Origin of the sequence: Cytobacillus spartinae (assembly GCF_042865285.1) — a bacterium.
Taxonomy (GTDB): domain Bacteria; phylum Bacillota; class Bacilli; order Bacillales; family Cytobacillaceae; genus Robertmurraya_A; species Robertmurraya_A spartinae.
On record NZ_JBIACK010000001.1, the window covers coordinates 347,139 to 363,656 of the forward strand.

Below are 16,518 nucleotides of genomic sequence, written 5' to 3' on the forward strand. Positions count from 1 at the left end.
ATCTTTAAATTATAGCCGCTTGCACTTTTTAAATAGGGGGTAAAGAAATGAACATAAAATATACGATCTGCTTTATTCGAAAGAAAACACCTTCCGCTGATGAAATATTAATGCTCTATCGGTATAAAGAGCCAAATATTTATAAATGGAACGGAGTTGGTGGTAAACTAGAAAAAGCTGAGACCCCACTCGAATCTTGCTTGAGGGAAGTAGATGAAGAGACCGGCCTAAAGGTTAAGAACATGAACTATCGGGGAATTGTAAGTTGGAATAATGAAGGTGGAATGTACGTTTTTTCTGCTGAATATGACGAAGGTGAAATGGTTGATTGTGATGAAGGTGTATTAAATTGGAAAGATATTGAATGGGTTAAAAGTTCAAAAGAGGTTGTATCTAATATCTCATATTTTCTAGATGCTATTTTTTCAAAAGACCAACCTGTCGAGCATGCTTTTACATATAATCAAGTTGGAGATATTATTGAATATGAAACGAAAGTGATAGAAAATTGCGTTTTAGTATAAAAGTAGGAGGATGATAAAATGTCTGAGGCAAAGTTATTTAATATCATTGGAGCTTTTTTATTTGGAGGTATGGCACTTTTAGTACCACTTCAGCTTGAAGAGACTTATAAACAGGTAGATGCAGGACTCTTTATAGGTATTATGGGCATTATCTATTTCTTGGCTGTGTTAATTTACAACAAAAATAAAGGAATATTTGTACCTTTTTTAGCCGTTCTAGCCTTTCTTGCTGTAGGAATGATTTTTCTACAAAGCTTATTATTTGGCGGACATCATTAGACTCCCTTTCCATCAGATAAGGGAGTCTTTTTCCATCATGTGAATTCCCATGTTACATTAGTATGCTTTTTATATGGTCAATAAGGGGATCATTCCAGATAACAGGAGTAACGTTAATAGTACAAAATGCCATAGAATGGCAGGTAGAAGGCTACCCGACTTTACGGTAATGGCCCCGAAAATAAGTCCTATAAGGACGATCCCTCCACAAGCTACAGGCGAAATCCCAAACTTAATATAGGATAATCCATAGGCTATACTTGTAAAAACTAATCCTGGAACATTTCCAACTAATTTAGACACCCTCGTTAGTAGAGTCCCTCTCCATAATACTTCTTCCAAACTTGCGCTAATGATTGCAAAAATAAAAATCCTTACAAGAACCGTTAGTTGAATCTCAATTAAATGATTTATCATAAAAGGGGCTAAAGTAAAGAGGACTACGATTAGCCCTATGATAAAAATAGTTCTTAGGGTAGCACGAAAAGGAACTTCAATCAAAGCACCCCAATTTGGTTTAGCCCAAAAACTAAAAACACGCTGATGAAATTTATATACAACATAGCTTATTAGGATGATTGGAATCAGTAAGAGAAACCTACTAAGAATTAAAATGGTTGCTTTGCTATAGGGAAGTTCTAATAGCAACCGATCACCGTAAAAATAGAATAACTCGCCAACAAAAAACGCAAACATCGTCCAAATAAATAGGCGTTTTTCTTCTTTAAAAAAAGGAATGGGAATGATTAATAGCAATAGAATGATAAAGCCATATGAGAAAAGTTTAACTTGAAATAAGAACTGGATAACAATAAAGAGAAAGGCTAGTAATACTCCAGTCCCTGTAAGTTCATTTGAGCTCACAACGTTAAAACACCTCCCTACATACCTAGTTTATCACTAACATTTACAAACAATCTATTAAACGGTAACTCATACAGTATTTTTAGATATAAGAGAGAAATTCCCCCTTCCGAAGTTGGAAGGGGGAGGGATTTAGATTTTAAAATGGTTAATAGATTTTCTTAGTTCTATCGTTTGAGCTTTCAGGTTTTCTGATATAGCTTGAACTTCATTTACGGCCTGACGTTGTTCTTCAGTTGTACTTGTTACTTCTTGCACACCAGCGGAGGTTTGCTCTGAAATAGATACGACACTATCAACCGAACTAGAAATAGATTGGCTACTAGAGGATAATCGTTCACTAGCATTAGCGATAGCGTCAATGTCTTTTGTTAAATCATCAATAAAGCTAATGATATTATTGAAGCTAGCTTCTGTATTTTTTGTCATGTTTGCGCCTTCCACAGCGGATTTTCTACCTTGATCAATGTTTATTAGAGCTTTCTCCGAATCATTTTGGATTTCTGATATCAGAATGGCAATTTCACTAACTGAATGACTACTCTGTTCGGCCAATTTTTTGACCTCTTGTGCTACAACAGCAAAACCTCTGCCTTGTTCCCCAGCGCGTGCTGCTTCAATGGATGCATTTAATGACAAAAGATTAGTCTGTTCAGCTATATCATGAATTAAGGTTGTAATATCCGTTATTGCTTGAAGTTTTCGATCTAACTCTTTCATGATAAGAGTTGATTCTTCAGACTGACTTACAATGGTATGAATCTTTTTATTCATATTTTCCATAGCTATTTTTCCATCTGAAGTAGCTGTTTTCGTGTTCTTAGCATGCTCGACAATTTTTACAATATTGTTAGCCATTGAGGAAACTGCTTGGTTATTTGCTTCAACATTTGATGAGATGTTTACCATATCGGCAGCTAATTGTTCTGACCCTCTTGATACTTCTGTCATCGCAGTAACAACAGTTTCTGTAACATTAGATGAAACATGAGCTTGCTCATTTAAAATGTTTGAGTCTTTTTCGACCTCTTGAATCAAGTGAGCCATTTTTTGAGCCATATCTTTTAAACTATCTACCATATGATTAACAGATGAGAATAAAAGTCCAATTTCATCCTTTGATTTAGTCTCCATTTTTTTCCGTAAATCTCCGCTAGCAACACTTTGCAAAAATGTCGATAGCTTTTTGATCGGGTTAATAAAGTATCTAGCAAATAGGATACTTATGACAATGGAAATAGCTAATAATAATAAAATAACAACAAATTGTGTAGTAAACGTTTTTGTAAGTATACTTTCTAGACTGGATTCTGCTTCAGAAATTCTCTTACTCATATTTTGTGAAATCGTTGAAGAAAAGGATTTTACCTCTTCTTGCGAAATGACTGAAAAAATTTGCCAGCCCGTTACTTCATCTTTTCCACTTATATAGGTAACTTGGTCAATATCTAAGTAGATGGTATCGCCTTTCTTTTCTTTAAAGATGGGAAGGGAAGAGATATTAGCATGGTCGGTCACTAATTTTTTGTCTTTGTAAGCCAGTAGAGCTCCTTCTTTATCTGTTAAAATGACGTATCCAGTATTTCCTACCTTTGAGTTAGCAATTTGAGTGGTTAACTTCTCTAAAGAAATATCCAGGCCTAGTACACCATAAAACTTGTTATTCAGAAAAATAGGTGCACTTACCGTGACCATATACTCTTTACCAGTACCATCTAAGTAAGCATCCGTTACAAAAATTTCACCTTTTTGTAGTGTTTTAGCAGGTCCATACCATGGACGGGATGTCGGATCATAGTCAGATGGCAACCCTTCAACCTCAGGATAAATGGAGAATGTTTTATTCTCAGTACCTAAGTATATGTACTGAATGATGTCGTTTTGTTCTGAAAACTTCTGAAAAAGTGTATGAAGTGCTTGCTCATCTGCTGAGTAAATTTCTTCGAAAGTTGAGATTGTGATTAGGTCACTTTTTGCTCGATTAATAATATTGGTTATGGCGTCTTTAACATTTTCTGTTTCGTGAAACGTTAAGGTCCCTGCGTAATGCTCAGAAAACCCACTTACATCTCTTGAAACATCGGCTGAAAGACCTGACGTTAGCTTTTCTGCATTGTCTGAAAAGATGTTAACAGAATATAGGGTGAAAAATGAACATACACCAATGATGAGTATCATGGTTGATAATACACCTGCGATTAACTTTGCTTTTAAAGACATGAAAACCATTCCCCCTTGACCCCAATAAAAAACCTTATGTATCTTACAAATATTATAAAGGAAGGGAGAGGCCGTAAAATTTGCCAAATTTGAATTTTATATTACAATTTACCTATTTCTAAGAAAGAGATTTTCAGTGAGATGAGTCAATCGGTTCACAGACAAACAAGATTAAAAAGAAAAGAAGCCCCATTATTGAAGCTCCTTCGTCATGTGAGACATGATCTCGTCATATTTTGCGACAGCATTTTTTAATCCGTATGGTTCCGCGTCTTGTAACGGTACTACGCGATAGTTTTGAAGATTTTGGTTAGAGACATATGTAGGATAGAACTCAGGATTAGCTAATTTGACCTTTCGACCATCTTCATTAATGGTTTTCGTGACTTCGATCGTTGCCATACCGCCAATATCTTTATAATCCCACATTTGTCCGGATAGGAAATTACCTAAAGAATAGACAATTAAGCTTTCTCTCCCATCTGCTGTTTTTACCCATTCCATTGGTTGTAGAACATGGGGGTGATGACCGAAAAGAATATCTACACCCTCATTAATAAGAAAGTGTCCAAGTTCTTTCTGTCCATCTGTAGGGAATAGTTGATACTCATTCCCCCAATGTAGGCTCATTACTATGACATCCGCTTTTTCTTTTGCTCTATGTATTTCATCTTTCATCTTTTCTTGATTAATTAAATTCACTAGGTGATCTTTCCCTTGAGGGACAGGAATTCCGTTAGTCCCGTAAGTGTAGGACAAATAAGCGATATTAATCCCATTATTGCTAAGAATGGTTAATGTCTGTTGTTCTTCAGGACTAGTGTAAGTCCCTACATAAGGGAGTCCAATCTTATCCATATAACTTAGAGATGTGAGTAATCCTTTTTCACCTTTATCTAGGGAGTGGTTATTAGCGGTTGACACAATATCTACTCCGGCATCAACGAGTGCATCTCCTACTTCTTGGGGACTGTTAAACATAGGATAGCTTGAGATCCCGATTTCGTCTCCTCCTAAAATGGTCTCTTGGTTTGCAAGAAGAATATCTGGCTGTTCCAGCATGTCTTTTACATGTTTAAACATCGGTTTAAAATCATATCCATGATTCGTTTTAGCATCATTATAGACCCAGTCATGGATTAGGATGTCTCCAATGGCTCCTAATGTAATGGTCGATTCAAAGGTTTTTATTTGTAAGGAAAAAGTTCTTTCGGAATGTGGTGTTTGCTCAACAGGTTCTTTGCTAGCTTCCGCTTCTTTGTACATTTGCAACAGTAACGAAATAGATAAAGCTAGTAATACAACACTAAGTAAAACGCCGAAAAAGAATAATCTTTTCTTTTGCATATGTATCTCCTTAACAATAACGATATAAGATAACTATAATATATTTAGATGGTTATGAGCGGAAATTTTTATGAATAATGATAAATTTGTTATAATTTGTCTGATTCTGCTACGGCAAGGAGGTATGAATTTGTTTAAAGTAACAGGCAAAGCTTATGAAACGCTATTGGATATAAAGCAAAGGGAGCTTCGGGTAGAAGATGAAGAGCTATACATACGATTAACAATGGGAATTGGCTGAGGTGGTCCGCAATTAAAGCTTTCTCTGGAAGAGAAGCCATTAGAAGATGATGAAGTTTATGAATTCGAAGAAATTCAAGTGTTGATTCATAAAAAGGACCAGGTTTACTTTGACCATACGAAGCTTGATTATATCATCGATCCATTTGGGAAGGGGAAGTATGTGCTATTAAGAATATAGCATGTTAGGAAAAAGAAAAACGGTCCCTTTATGATAAGGCCCGTCTTGTAAATTACTAATTATGCTTCTAATTTGTCAACATCAAGTTCTTCAAAAAAAGAAATTAATTCATCAAAATTACTGATGGTCCTAGATGGGGAGTTTTCTAATTCGGAATCAGATAAGTACTTATAGAGTTGAATGACAAATTCATCATGATTGCCATGGTCAGACACGGTTGTTGTAAAGATGTAGTTATCATTTGGTTGAACTTTCATTTGTACCAGCTCCCCAGTAGCTTTTTATATTCTCACTTATAGTTTATCCTAAAACCTATTTGAATTATGTTTATTTTTTGACAATTCATTGAAGATTGTCATCTTATAGGTAGCGTTTAAGCATATAAGATTTGATTATTTAAAATGGGTATTTGTATTTTAAAGGTCGTCCCATTACAATCAAAGCTTTCAACGCTTATTACACCACCATTTGCATCAATTAATTTTTTGCATATAGCCAATCCGACCCCCGTCCCTGTAGGTTTCGTCGTAAAATATGGATTAAATAATTGATGAATGTTTTCCGTCCTGATTCCACAACCATTATCTCTAACAAAGATAGTGGCACAATCATTTGTGACCTCTGTACTGAGGGTAACTTCTCCATGACCCCCAGTAATTGACTCCACCGCGTTTTTTACTAGATTAATTAAGACCTGCTTTAATTGTTTCTCGTCTACCATTATATATGGATTCTTATTCGTTAACTGTGTTTTCAATGACACCATTTTTAAAGTAGCTTCACTCTCATAAAGAAGAGAAACATCCTTAACCATTTTATTTAGGGAGGTTTTTTTCTTTCTGGTTTTGTATGGCTTTGATAGGTCTAGTAGTTGATATAGAATTTCATTTGCCCGGTCAATTTCCTCTAATGCGACATCTGTATATTGATCTTTGTGAATTTCAGAAAGATAGGGCTTTGAGAGTTGAATAAAACCTTTTACAGAAGTTAGAGAATTCTTAACCTCATGTGCAATGTTTGTTGCAAGGTTCATGACCTCTTCTGATGAACAATAATTTTTAATTTTATTGAATTTTTCAGGCTGATTTGTCGGATCTTTAATCGGCTTAATATTAACCGGTATACAAAAAAGGTGAATTTGGTCTTTTTCAATTACTTTGTAAATCTCATAAGGAATACTGTTTATCCCGTTTAGTTTTAACTCAAATAATCTAGAAGACTCACATTCCAGATTTAAGAGAAAGGACTTAAATTCATCGAATGAACTAGAGCTTAGGAATCTAGTAAATGAAAAGCTATGGGCTTCTTCCACAGAAGAATGATCAATGTGAAGATCTTGGTTGAGGCAGAAATACGGGAATGGAAGCTTTTTATATATATGAATACTCATCTTTTACCACCTTATCGTTTTTTTAGTTGGCTTTTGATAGTTCATTCTATGGCGAATCATATCGGATTATGTATATCTATGTTCAATTATTAGCAAAATTTTTAAGGATTGTTCGTTATGTAGAATCTATGTATCTTAATCATACAAAAAGCTACAAAAGTTTTCAATAAAGAACATTAAATTTCTTTTTGAAGAACGAGGGGGGTGTTACTTATCCTACACAATCTTTAGGGAAGCATTGTCGTAATGGGAAAATTATGTGACAATGTGATAAGGACAAAAAAATAAACCTATCGCAATGGATAGGTTATTACAGCCATTTAATTTTTGGCTCAGTCTTATTTAGAATACGCTTAATATTTGCTCGATGTCGATATATTACAAATATAACTAGAATAGAAACAACGATAATGAGTGGGACATCTCCATCAATAAGGGCGTAGATAAAAGCTGCTATCCCTCCCAAAATGGACGATAAGGAGACATATTTCGTTATGTATAAGCAAATAAAGAAAATAATTAACATGACTAGGAACATAAGTGGTTCATACATCAACAACACACCACCAGAAGTTGCAACAGCTTTTCCACCTCTAAAAGAAGCAAAGATCGGATACATATGGCCAATAACTGCGAAAACACCAGCAATCAAAGGGTGTAATTCAGAGTCAAATAAAAATCCTAATGGAAGTGCAGTTGCTAGTGTGCCTTTTAGGATATCAGCTATGCTAACAATTAAACCGGCCTTGACTCCTAAAGTTCTAAAAGTGTTAGTACCACCAAGATTTCCACTCCCATGTTCACGGATATCCACTCCATAGAACGTTTTGCCAATAATTAAACCTGAAGGGATAGACCCAAGCAAATAAGCTAGTATGATAATAATTCCAATTTCAAACATGAATGATCTCCTTCACACTTGTATTACGTCTTTTTATTGTAACATGGATTTTTAAAAATACCATGTAGAAATTACCATCTGGTCCTAATATGAGGTAAAAAATTAATTAAACCCGAGTTAAGTCTATTTTTAACGGTATGGGAATAGAGTTGTTTCAAAACGTTTCTTATCTATTATACTTCGCAAAAAAACATTTTTTAACAAGCAGTTTTTTCATAGATGTATGTTACTCTAGTATGGATTTTGCTGCTACGTTGTTTCGCCTAATTGTAAAAATCCCATGATCTGTTAAAAGGAAATACAATGGCTGAGAAAAGGGTTCCTTGTAACAAGTATAAAATGCGTAGCCTTTAAAGCATAGTCAGTAGTTATTTATTTAAATCTATCCATATTTGTGAATAGCTGTGAATTTAATGATGTATGAAACTTTTTTTCGACAGAATTCGTTTATTACTTTAGGGGGGTTTTTACTGTAAAAAATCATTTCCAAATGAATAAAAGCTCTTTTGTTTTACAGGAGTTTTCGGTACGATGGGTTTTAAGGAGGAGAAGATTGTGGCTAGAGTAGAATATCACCAAAAGAAAACCTTGTCGAAATATTGGATTATAAGTGGGCTTTTATTTGCCATTTTACTAATTGTTTCTAGTATTCTATTACTCTTATATCCCTTTGCATCAAAGGAGAAAGAAACGTATTTCGAAGGTGAAAATCCAATATTATTTAACGGGAAGCAAGAAGGCAATGCGATTGTCGAAGGGGAAAGTATCTATGTGCCATTGTCCTTCATGCAGCAATATATAGATGAAAACATTGCATTTGATGAAAAATCAAAATCTATTATTATTACAACGAAAGATAAAGTGGTCCAAATGCCAAGTGAATCACTAACCTATTATATAAATGAAAAGCCCGTGCAACTGCAATTAACACCATTAAAGGATGAAAACGGTGAGTTTTATATCGATCTTAATTCGGTATTACCGATGTATCCAGTTCAATATCAGATTCTACCTGACACAGGATCTGTTTGGATTCAGAAAGACGGGGAAGAAGTCGTAAGTGGAAAAGTTACTTCTGAGGATGTTCATGAAGAGAAACTTAGATTAAGAACGGATGGAGATTTAAAGGCACCATATACCGCTCAGTTAACAAATAATGAGCAGGTCTATATTGAGTCTGAATCAGGGGAGTACGTTTATGTAAGAAAGAATGACGGGACCGCTGGTTATGTAAATAAAGATTTCGTTACTAAAGATAAATCAGAAACGATTGTTGTAAAGCGAGAGACAAAAGAGGTTACTTTACCTAAAATTGATGGCCCTATCCAATTAACATGGGAAGCGGTTTATTCGAAAAACCCTGATACATCCAAAATACCAGTTATGGATGGGGTAAATGTGGTATCACCAACCTGGTTTGAGTTAGCTGACGGACAAGGTACGATTAGCAACTTAGGTTCGCTAGACTATTCAAATTGGGCCAAACAACATGGTTATCAGGTTTGGGGATTATTTTCGAACGCTTTTGATCCAGCTCTAACACATGAAGCATTCAAAGATTTTGAAACAAGGCAAAATATGATTCGACAGCTTTTACATTACAGCCAAATGTATAAGTTGGATGGAATCAACATAGATATCGAAAATGTGAACCCAGAAGACGGACCATTGGTCACGCAATTTGTTCGGGAAGCAACCCCGTATTTTCATGAAGCAGGACTTATTGTTTCTATGGATATTACGTTTATATCAGGTAGTGGAAACTGGTCAGTTTTCTATGAAAGAGAAAAATTAGCTAAGATTGTTGATTATTTAGCTGTTATGGCTTATGACGAGCATTGGGGATCCTCTCCGGTTGCAGGAAGTGTGGCGAGTCTACCGTGGGTAGAAGAGAATCTACAGAAAATGCTTGAAATTGTTCCGAAAGAAAAGCTTATATTAGGTGTCCCTTTGTATACAAGATTGTGGGAACAAAAAGATACTGGGGAGGTATCTTCTAAAGCTCTTTCGATGGATAAAATCAAACAATGGTTAACAGAGAACAAGCTTACACCTGTTTATGATGCTACAACTGGTCAAAATTATGCTGAACTTTACGTAGAAAGCGAGAAAACGACCTATAAAGTGTGGCTCGAGGATGAGCTATCACTAGCAAAAAGGGCGGACTTAGCATCTAAGTATGAATTAGCTGGAGTTGCTAGTTGGTCAAGGTTTTTTGCGGATGAAACAGCTTGGACAGCTTTAAATCTTAATAAGAAACAGGTTACTAAAAAATAAAAAGAGCCGGCAGGCTCTTTTTTCTTTTATACGGACTGGAATTTCTTAATTGAACTAACAGCTCTTAAAGCAATACTCACTGCATCACTCATGGATTTTTGGAATGCCCCTTCATTTAATACGGGTCTTAGTTTATCAATAAGCTCGTCACTAATAATCAATAGGTTTGCTACATGAACATCATGATAGGATCCTAAGGCAAACATGGCGGCTGTTTCTAAGTCCATCCCTATAATCCCATCCCTCATATATGTATCAATTGTCTTAGGGTTATGATGATAGAAAATATCTGTAGACCAATGCTGTCCAGAATAAATCCCTATCTTCATATCCTTTGCTTCTTTTAATAATTGCTCAAAAATAACTTGATTAGGACGATTTAATTGACCACTTTTAATAAAGTGTTTGGATGTCCCATCTTCAGACAAACAAGATGTAGGAAGAAATAAACTCCCGATGGTCACATCTTTTTGAAGGCTGCCAGCAAATCCAATTCCAATAAAGGTCCTTGCTCCTGAAGCAATTAGTTCCTCCATGGCCATGACTGTTCCTGGTGCCCCGATTGGGACTTTTGCGACCGAACATGCCACCCCATTAAAGGAACCTGTATAAAAATTCTTCCCTAAAAGCGAGTATCGAGGTTGCTTGGCGTTAAGTTTTTTGACAAGAGCTGCAGTAATTTGCTCATACCACGTAATAAAGACAATGGGAGCAACATTTAAATCTTCTTTTTGAATATTATTTATTCTCATTACATGATCGATATAATTGCTAGCTTGTAGTCTCTTCAAAAATAGGTCCACCTCCCTATGTCTATTACGAATAGTTTATCCTACTATATACCCAAATTCAAATTTCAACCAAATAGCTGATAAGCTTTTAAAACATTAAATTGATCCATAAAATTTATTAGAAAAATAATAATAGAGCAAGATAGTAGGAAGTTCTGATACATAACGGTACAATTGTAGTAAGGATAAATTTAACAAGAATAGGGAGTGTTGGAAATGGCTGTTGAAATTCCGAGCCGTGATGAAATTGGCGTTATTCTAAAAAAGGCTAAAAGAATTGCTGTTGTAGGTTTAAGTGATAATCCAGAGCGTACGTCTCATATGGTTTCAAAAGCAATGCAGGATGCAGGATATGAAATCATCCCTGTTAATCCAACCTATGATGGAGAAATTTTAGGGGTAAAATCAGTAAAAAGTTTAAAGGAAATCGAAGGCCATGTTGATATTGTAAATGTATTCCGCCGCTCAGAGTACTTATTCGATGTAGCGAAGGAATTTGATGAAATCGACGCAGATATTTACTGGGCTCAATTAGGCCTTGTCAATGAAGAAGCATACGATTTCCTCAAGGAAAAAGGATACACAGTAATCATGGACCGTTGTATAAAGGTCGAACATGCACTAACAAAATAAAGGATGACAACACACTTATTGGTACGATAAGTGTGTTTCTTTATATAACTGTAAAACAGCAACGTTCTTTTAAGGGAGGAATTTCAACCCGGTTATAACAAGTCATTTATAAAAATACCTATTTGCCAAATCTAAGTAAATATATACAATTAGGGATAGACATGTTTTAATATTTAAAGGCTCGGGTCGCTGATATATGATAATATGTCACTGACGGATACAGCAAAGAAGCTTAAAGATTATTTGGCTAATAGGGTCCGATTATAAATATTTTATGGTAAAATGTCTACAAAGAACATTTGTTCTGAAAGTGATAATTTCCTAGCTTTTTAAAGGATTATTCTATCGTTTGACGAATACATATACGGATGTTCGACAAGATACATACAAAAGACAGACAGTTTTTGCAACAAATGAAAGGGGTATGTTCGTGGCAAAAAATCAACAAGCATTTGATTACAATGATGATGCCATACAAGTACTAGAGGGCTTAGAAGCTGTTAGAAAACGCCCGGGAATGTACATAGGGAGTACAGATTCAAGAGGTCTTCATCACCTTGTTTATGAAATCGTCGATAACTCCGTTGATGAAGCGTTAGCTGGTTACGGAGATCATATTATCGTAAAAATACATAAAGACAATTCGATTAGTGTTCAAGATAAAGGCCGTGGTATGCCTACTGGTATGCATAAAATGGGCAAGCCGACACCAGAAGTTATCTTAACGGTACTTCATGCTGGTGGGAAGTTTGGCCAAGGTGGGTATAAAACTAGTGGTGGATTGCACGGGGTTGGTGCTTCCGTTGTTAATGCCTTGTCTGAGTGGCTCGTCGTTAAAATTAAAAGAGATGGGTTTGTATATGAGCAGCGCTTTGAAAATGGTGGGACGCCTGTTACATCGCTAGAGAAGGTTGGAAAAACAAATCAATCTGGAACAACCATTCACTTTAAGCCTGATAAGACCATTTTTTCGACAACAACATACAATTATGAAACATTGTGTGAACGTTTAAGGGAATCTGCCTTCCTTTTAAAAGGAATGAAGATTGAAATTATCGATGACCGTAATGATTTTCATGAAGTTTTTCATTATGAGAATGGGATTCAAGCTTTTGTAGAATATTTAAATGAGGAAAAAGACGTACTTCACCCAGTCGTTAGCTTTGAAGGCACAAACAGTGAAATTGAAGTTGATTTTGCGTTCCAATTTAACGATGGGTATTCAGAAAATGTACTCTCATTCGTTAATAACGTTCGAACCAAAGATGGTGGAACACACGAAGCCGGTGCCAAAACGGCTATGACTCGTGCTTTTAACGAATATGCTCGAAAAATTAGCCTCTTGAAAGAAAAAGACAAAAATCTAGATGGTGCCGATATTCGTGAAGGCTTCTCCGCCATCATCTCTGTAAGAGTTCCAGAAGAACTACTTCAATTTGAAGGACAAACAAAAGGGAAATTGGGTACAAGTGAAGCCCGCTCTGCTGTTGATTCTGTTGTTTCTGAGCACTTATCTTACTTTTTTGAGGAAAATCCAGATATCAGTACTTTGCTCATTAAAAAGGCGATTAAAGCCTATCAAGCTAGAGAAGCTGCGAGAAAAGCACGTGAAGAGGCAAGAAGTGGGAAGAAGCGTAAACGTTCTGAAGCCGTTCTTTCTGGAAAGTTAACGCCTGCTCAATCGCGAAATCCTGAAAAAAATGAACTGTATCTCGTTGAGGGTGACTCTGCAGGTGGTTCGGCTAAACAGGGAAGAGACCGTCGATTCCAAGCGATTTTGCCGCTTCGTGGGAAAGTAATCAATACGGAAAAAGCTAAGCTTGCTGATATTTTTAAAAATGAGGAAATCAATACGATCATCCATGCAATCGGAGCTGGTATAGGTGCCGATTTTAATGTGGATGATATTAATTATGATAAAGTTGTAATCATGACCGATGCGGATACTGATGGCGCTCATATTCAGGTGCTACTTTTAACATTCTTTTACCGATATATGAAGCCGTTAATAGAAGCAGGAAAAGTATACATTGCTCTTCCTCCACTTTACAAAGTGAGTAAAGGGACTGGTAAGAAGGAAGTCATTGAGTATGCATGGAGCGATGATGAACTGCAAGGGGCCATTAAAAAGATTGGTAAGGGTTATATGATTCAGCGCTATAAAGGACTTGGAGAGATGAATGCTGATCAATTATGGGACACAACGATGAATCCTGAAACAAGGACGCTCATCCGCGTAAAAATTGATGATGCTGCTCGAGCTGAGCGACGTGTTACCACGTTAATGGGTGATAAGGTTGAACCACGACGTAAGTGGATTGAAACTAATGTTGCCTTCGGCTTGGAAGAGGACGGAAGTATTTTGGAAAATGAAAATATTTCTGTTGCTGAGGAGGTAGCTGAGTAATGAGTTCTGTGGAAAAATTTCGCGATTTGCCGCTAGAGGATGTTCTTGGCGATCGCTTTGGAAGATATAGTAAATATATTATTCAAGACCGTGCATTACCTGATGCACGTGATGGGCTAAAGCCTGTTCAAAGACGTATTTTATATGCGATGCATGTAGAAGGAAATACGCAGGATAAAGGATTTAGGAAGTCAGCTAAAACAGTCGGAAATGTAATCGGTAACTACCATCCACATGGCGATACATCTGTGTATGATGCGATGGTCCGTATGAGTCAAGACTGGAAGGTTCGAAACATGCTCGTTGAAATGCATGGTAACAACGGAAGTATTGACGGTGATCCCCCTGCTGCTATGCGTTATACTGAAGCAAGGCTTTCAGCAATCTCGATGGAATTGCTTCGTGACATTGAAAAACGCACTGTTGAGTTTGTTCCTAACTTCGACGATACGTCCAATGAACCAACTGTTTTACCAGCCATGTTCCCTAATCTACTTGTCAATGGTTCAACCGGGATATCTGCGGGATATGCAACGGATATTCCTCCACATCACCTTAGTGAAGTCATTGATGGAGTCATCTATCGAATGGATAAGCCAGATTGTACTGTTGATGATATTATGACGATAATTAAAGGTCCTGATTTCCCAACTGGTGGTACGATCCAAGGTGTAGAAGGGATTAAAAAAGCTTATGAAACGGGTAAAGGGAAGATTATTATCCGTGGAAAAACAGAGATTGAAACCGTTCGTGGAGGCAAGCAACAAATTGTCATTACTGAGATTCCATTTGAAGTGAATAAAGCGAATCTTGTTAAAAAAATGGATGAGTTTAGGCTTGATCGTAAGGTAGAGGGAATATCTGAGGTGCGTGATGAGACAGACCGTACCGGACTTCGTATTGTCATTGAACTTAAAAAAGATGCAGATGCGGAAGGTGTCCTTAACTACCTTTATAAAAATAGTGACCTACAAATTCCTTACAATTTTAATATGGTAGCTATTCGCAATAGACGTCCTATGTTATTAGGAATTAGAGAACTATTAGATGCCTATATTGAGCATCAAAAAGAGGTTGTAACGAGAAGATCTCAATTTGATCTACAAAAAGCGAAGGATCGTCAACACATCGTAGAAGGTTTGATGAAGGCTTTATCCATTCTCGATGAGGTCATTGCAACGATTCGTGCTTCGAAAGATAAACGTGATGCAAAAGACAATTTGATTGCAATATTTCAGTTCACTGAACCACAAGCTGAAGCAATTGTGTCATTACAGCTATACCGCTTAACGAATACAGACATTACTGCTTTACAAGCAGAAGCAGAAGAACTTGCTAAGAAAGTAGAAGAACTGACTTCTATTTTAGAGAGTGAGAGTAAGTTATATTCCGTTATTAAAAAAGAGCTAAGAGATGTTAAGAAGCGCTTTGCAGATAGCCGTCGAACGGTGATAGAAGCTGAAATTGAAGAAATCAAGATTAATTTAGAGGTTTTAATCGCTAGTGAGGATGTTATTGTAACTGTTACGAAGGAAGGCTATGTGAAGAGAACAAGCCCAAGATCCTATGCTGCATCAAGTGGTCAAGACTTCGGTATGAAGGATTCTGATCGACTGCTAGCCCAACTTGATATGAATACGACGGATGTGCTGCTCTTATTTACTAATAAAGGGAATTACTTATATTGTCCTGTCCACGAACTTCCGGACATCCGTTGGAAAGATCTAGGTCAGCATATTGCGAACATTGTACCGATTGAGCGAGATGAATCCATTGTAAAAGTAATTCCAGTTAAAGATTTTGAACAAGATGCATTCCTGTTGTTTGTTACCAGAAACGGTATGGTTAAGAAAACCGAGTTGAAACAATATAAAGCTCAAAGGTATTCTAAGCCGCTCGTAGGTATTAATCTAAAAGATGACGATACCGTTGTGAATGTTCATCTAACAACGGGCCAGCAAGAGATCATTTTAACGACCTATTTAGGGTATGGACTGAGATTCCATGAGGAAGAGGTTAGTATCGTAGGTGCAAGAGCTGCTGGGGTAAAAGGAATAAATCTTAAAGATCAAGACTATGTATCAAGTGGGAATGTGGTAGAGAACCCGAAAAAACAGGATCTTGTCATTGTGACGCAACGTGGTGCGATTAAGAAGATGAAAATGGATGAATTTGAACTAACCTCTCGTGCGAAGCGTGGAGTTGTGATGCTAAGAGAGTTAAAATCAAATCCTCACCGTGTTATCGGATCTGTATTAGTAAAAGATGGTGACCAAGTGTTTGTAATCTCTGAAAAGGGTCAGACGGAAAGCATCCTTTCTTCTGATTTACGACATAATGATCGTTATTCAAATGGTTCCTTCCTAATTGATGAAACAGAAAGTGGAAAAGCGCAAGCAATTTGGGTAGTCGAAGCGTCTGTCGAAAAGCCTACTGAACGTTAATTTGTTTCAAAACCCTGCAT

At 36.5% G+C, this 16,518-nt stretch carries 13 protein-coding genes; 6 read left to right on the plus strand and 7 right to left on the minus strand.

All coding sequences use genetic code 11. The annotated features are described in order from the left end of the window. Nucleotides 1-47: 47 nt before the first annotated feature. Entirely contained in the window at nt 48-524 is a 477-nt protein-coding gene (locus ACFYKX_RS01620) for an NUDIX hydrolase (protein WP_389357412.1), read from the plus strand. A gap of 18 nt (nt 525-542) precedes the next feature. Continuing rightward, nucleotides 543-803, plus strand: coding sequence for a hypothetical protein (locus tag ACFYKX_RS01625; RefSeq protein ID WP_389357414.1), 261 nt, complete (start codon nt 543-545; stop codon nt 801-803). A 69-nt stretch (nt 804-872) separates the two neighbouring features. Here the strand turns inward: ACFYKX_RS01625 and ACFYKX_RS01630 are convergent, their stop codons facing one another. The 6 genes from ACFYKX_RS01630 to plsY form a co-directional block, all read right to left on the minus strand. Further along, nucleotides 873-1,667, minus strand: a complete 795-nt coding sequence (locus ACFYKX_RS01630; protein ID WP_389357416.1) for a CPBP family intramembrane glutamic endopeptidase — start codon at nt 1,665-1,667, stop codon at nt 873-875. Between the two features lie 132 nt (nt 1,668-1,799). Beyond that, a complete protein-coding gene (locus ACFYKX_RS01635; protein ID WP_389357418.1) occupies nt 1,800-3,887 on the minus strand; it encodes a methyl-accepting chemotaxis protein in 2,088 nt (695 codons plus the stop codon). Between the two features lie 192 nt (nt 3,888-4,079). Then, a complete protein-coding gene (locus ACFYKX_RS01640) occupies nt 4,080-5,234 on the minus strand; it encodes a CapA family protein (RefSeq protein WP_389357420.1) in 1,155 nt (384 codons plus the stop codon). 480 nt (nt 5,235-5,714) lie between these two features. Continuing rightward, nucleotides 5,715-5,912 (minus strand): hypothetical protein, encoded by a 198-nt coding sequence (locus tag ACFYKX_RS01645; protein WP_389357422.1) that lies wholly within the window; start codon nt 5,910-5,912, stop codon nt 5,715-5,717. A 116-nt stretch (nt 5,913-6,028) separates the two neighbouring features. Next, nucleotides 6,029-7,045, minus strand: a complete 1,017-nt coding sequence (locus ACFYKX_RS01650) for a sensor histidine kinase (protein WP_389357424.1) — start codon at nt 7,043-7,045, stop codon at nt 6,029-6,031. Nucleotides 7,046-7,355: 310 nt separating this feature from the next. Continuing rightward, on the minus strand, nt 7,356-7,946 hold the full coding sequence (gene plsY, locus ACFYKX_RS01655; protein ID WP_389357426.1) for a glycerol-3-phosphate 1-O-acyltransferase PlsY: 591 nt from the start codon (nt 7,944-7,946) through the stop codon (nt 7,356-7,358). A gap of 555 nt (nt 7,947-8,501) precedes the next feature. Between plsY and ACFYKX_RS01660 the strand changes: the two genes are divergently transcribed. Further along, nucleotides 8,502-10,223: a glycosyl hydrolase family 18 protein gene (locus tag ACFYKX_RS01660; protein ID WP_389357427.1), complete on the plus strand. Its 1,722-nt coding sequence runs from the start codon at nt 8,502-8,504 to the stop codon at nt 10,221-10,223. 26 nt (nt 10,224-10,249) lie between these two features. On the opposite strand, the gene ACFYKX_RS01665 is transcribed toward ACFYKX_RS01660, so the two are convergent. Further along, nucleotides 10,250-11,014: a phosphorylase family protein gene (locus ACFYKX_RS01665; RefSeq protein ID WP_389357429.1), complete on the minus strand. Its 765-nt coding sequence runs from the start codon at nt 11,012-11,014 to the stop codon at nt 10,250-10,252. A 216-nt stretch (nt 11,015-11,230) separates the two neighbouring features. Here ACFYKX_RS01665 and ACFYKX_RS01670 point away from each other — a divergent pair, with 216 nt between their 5' ends. From ACFYKX_RS01670 to parC, 3 genes are all read left to right on the plus strand, one after another. After that, the gene (locus ACFYKX_RS01670; RefSeq protein WP_389357431.1) at nt 11,231-11,647 is read left to right on the plus strand and encodes a CoA-binding protein; all 417 of its coding nucleotides are present in this window, start codon (nt 11,231-11,233) and stop codon (nt 11,645-11,647) included. Between the two features lie 430 nt (nt 11,648-12,077). Beyond that, complete coding sequence (gene parE / locus ACFYKX_RS01675) at nt 12,078-14,054, plus strand: DNA topoisomerase IV subunit B (protein ID WP_389357433.1); 1,977 nt, start codon at nt 12,078-12,080, stop codon at nt 14,052-14,054. Next, a complete protein-coding gene (gene parC, locus ACFYKX_RS01680) occupies nt 14,054-16,498 on the plus strand; it encodes a DNA topoisomerase IV subunit A (protein ID WP_389357435.1) in 2,445 nt (814 codons plus the stop codon). Before parE ends, parC begins: the two co-directional genes overlap by 1 nt. Nucleotides 16,499-16,518: the final 20 nt, after the last annotated feature.

What these genes read in the sequence shown, in the direction of transcription:
- ACFYKX_RS01645 (WP_389357422.1), bottom strand. Translation starts at nt 5,912, where the DNA reads ATGAAAGTTCAACCAAATGATAACTACATCTTTACAACAACCGTGTCT.
- ACFYKX_RS01635 (WP_389357418.1), bottom strand. Translation starts at nt 3,887, where the DNA reads ATGTCTTTAAAAGCAAAGTTAATCGCAGGTGTATTATCAACCATGATA.
- ACFYKX_RS01620 (WP_389357412.1), top strand. Translation starts at nt 48, where the DNA reads ATGAACATAAAATATACGATCTGCTTTATTCGAAAGAAAACACCTTCC.
- ACFYKX_RS01670 (WP_389357431.1), top strand. Translation starts at nt 11,231, where the DNA reads ATGGCTGTTGAAATTCCGAGCCGTGATGAAATTGGCGTTATTCTAAAA.
- plsY (WP_389357426.1), bottom strand. Translation starts at nt 7,946, where the DNA reads ATGTTTGAAATTGGAATTATTATCATACTAGCTTATTTGCTTGGGTCT.
- parC (WP_389357435.1), top strand. Translation starts at nt 14,054, where the DNA reads ATGAGTTCTGTGGAAAAATTTCGCGATTTGCCGCTAGAGGATGTTCTT.
- ACFYKX_RS01650 (WP_389357424.1), bottom strand. Translation starts at nt 7,045, where the DNA reads ATGAGTATTCATATATATAAAAAGCTTCCATTCCCGTATTTCTGCCTC.
- ACFYKX_RS01625 (WP_389357414.1), top strand. Translation starts at nt 543, where the DNA reads ATGTCTGAGGCAAAGTTATTTAATATCATTGGAGCTTTTTTATTTGGA.
- ACFYKX_RS01640 (WP_389357420.1), bottom strand. Translation starts at nt 5,234, where the DNA reads ATGCAAAAGAAAAGATTATTCTTTTTCGGCGTTTTACTTAGTGTTGTA.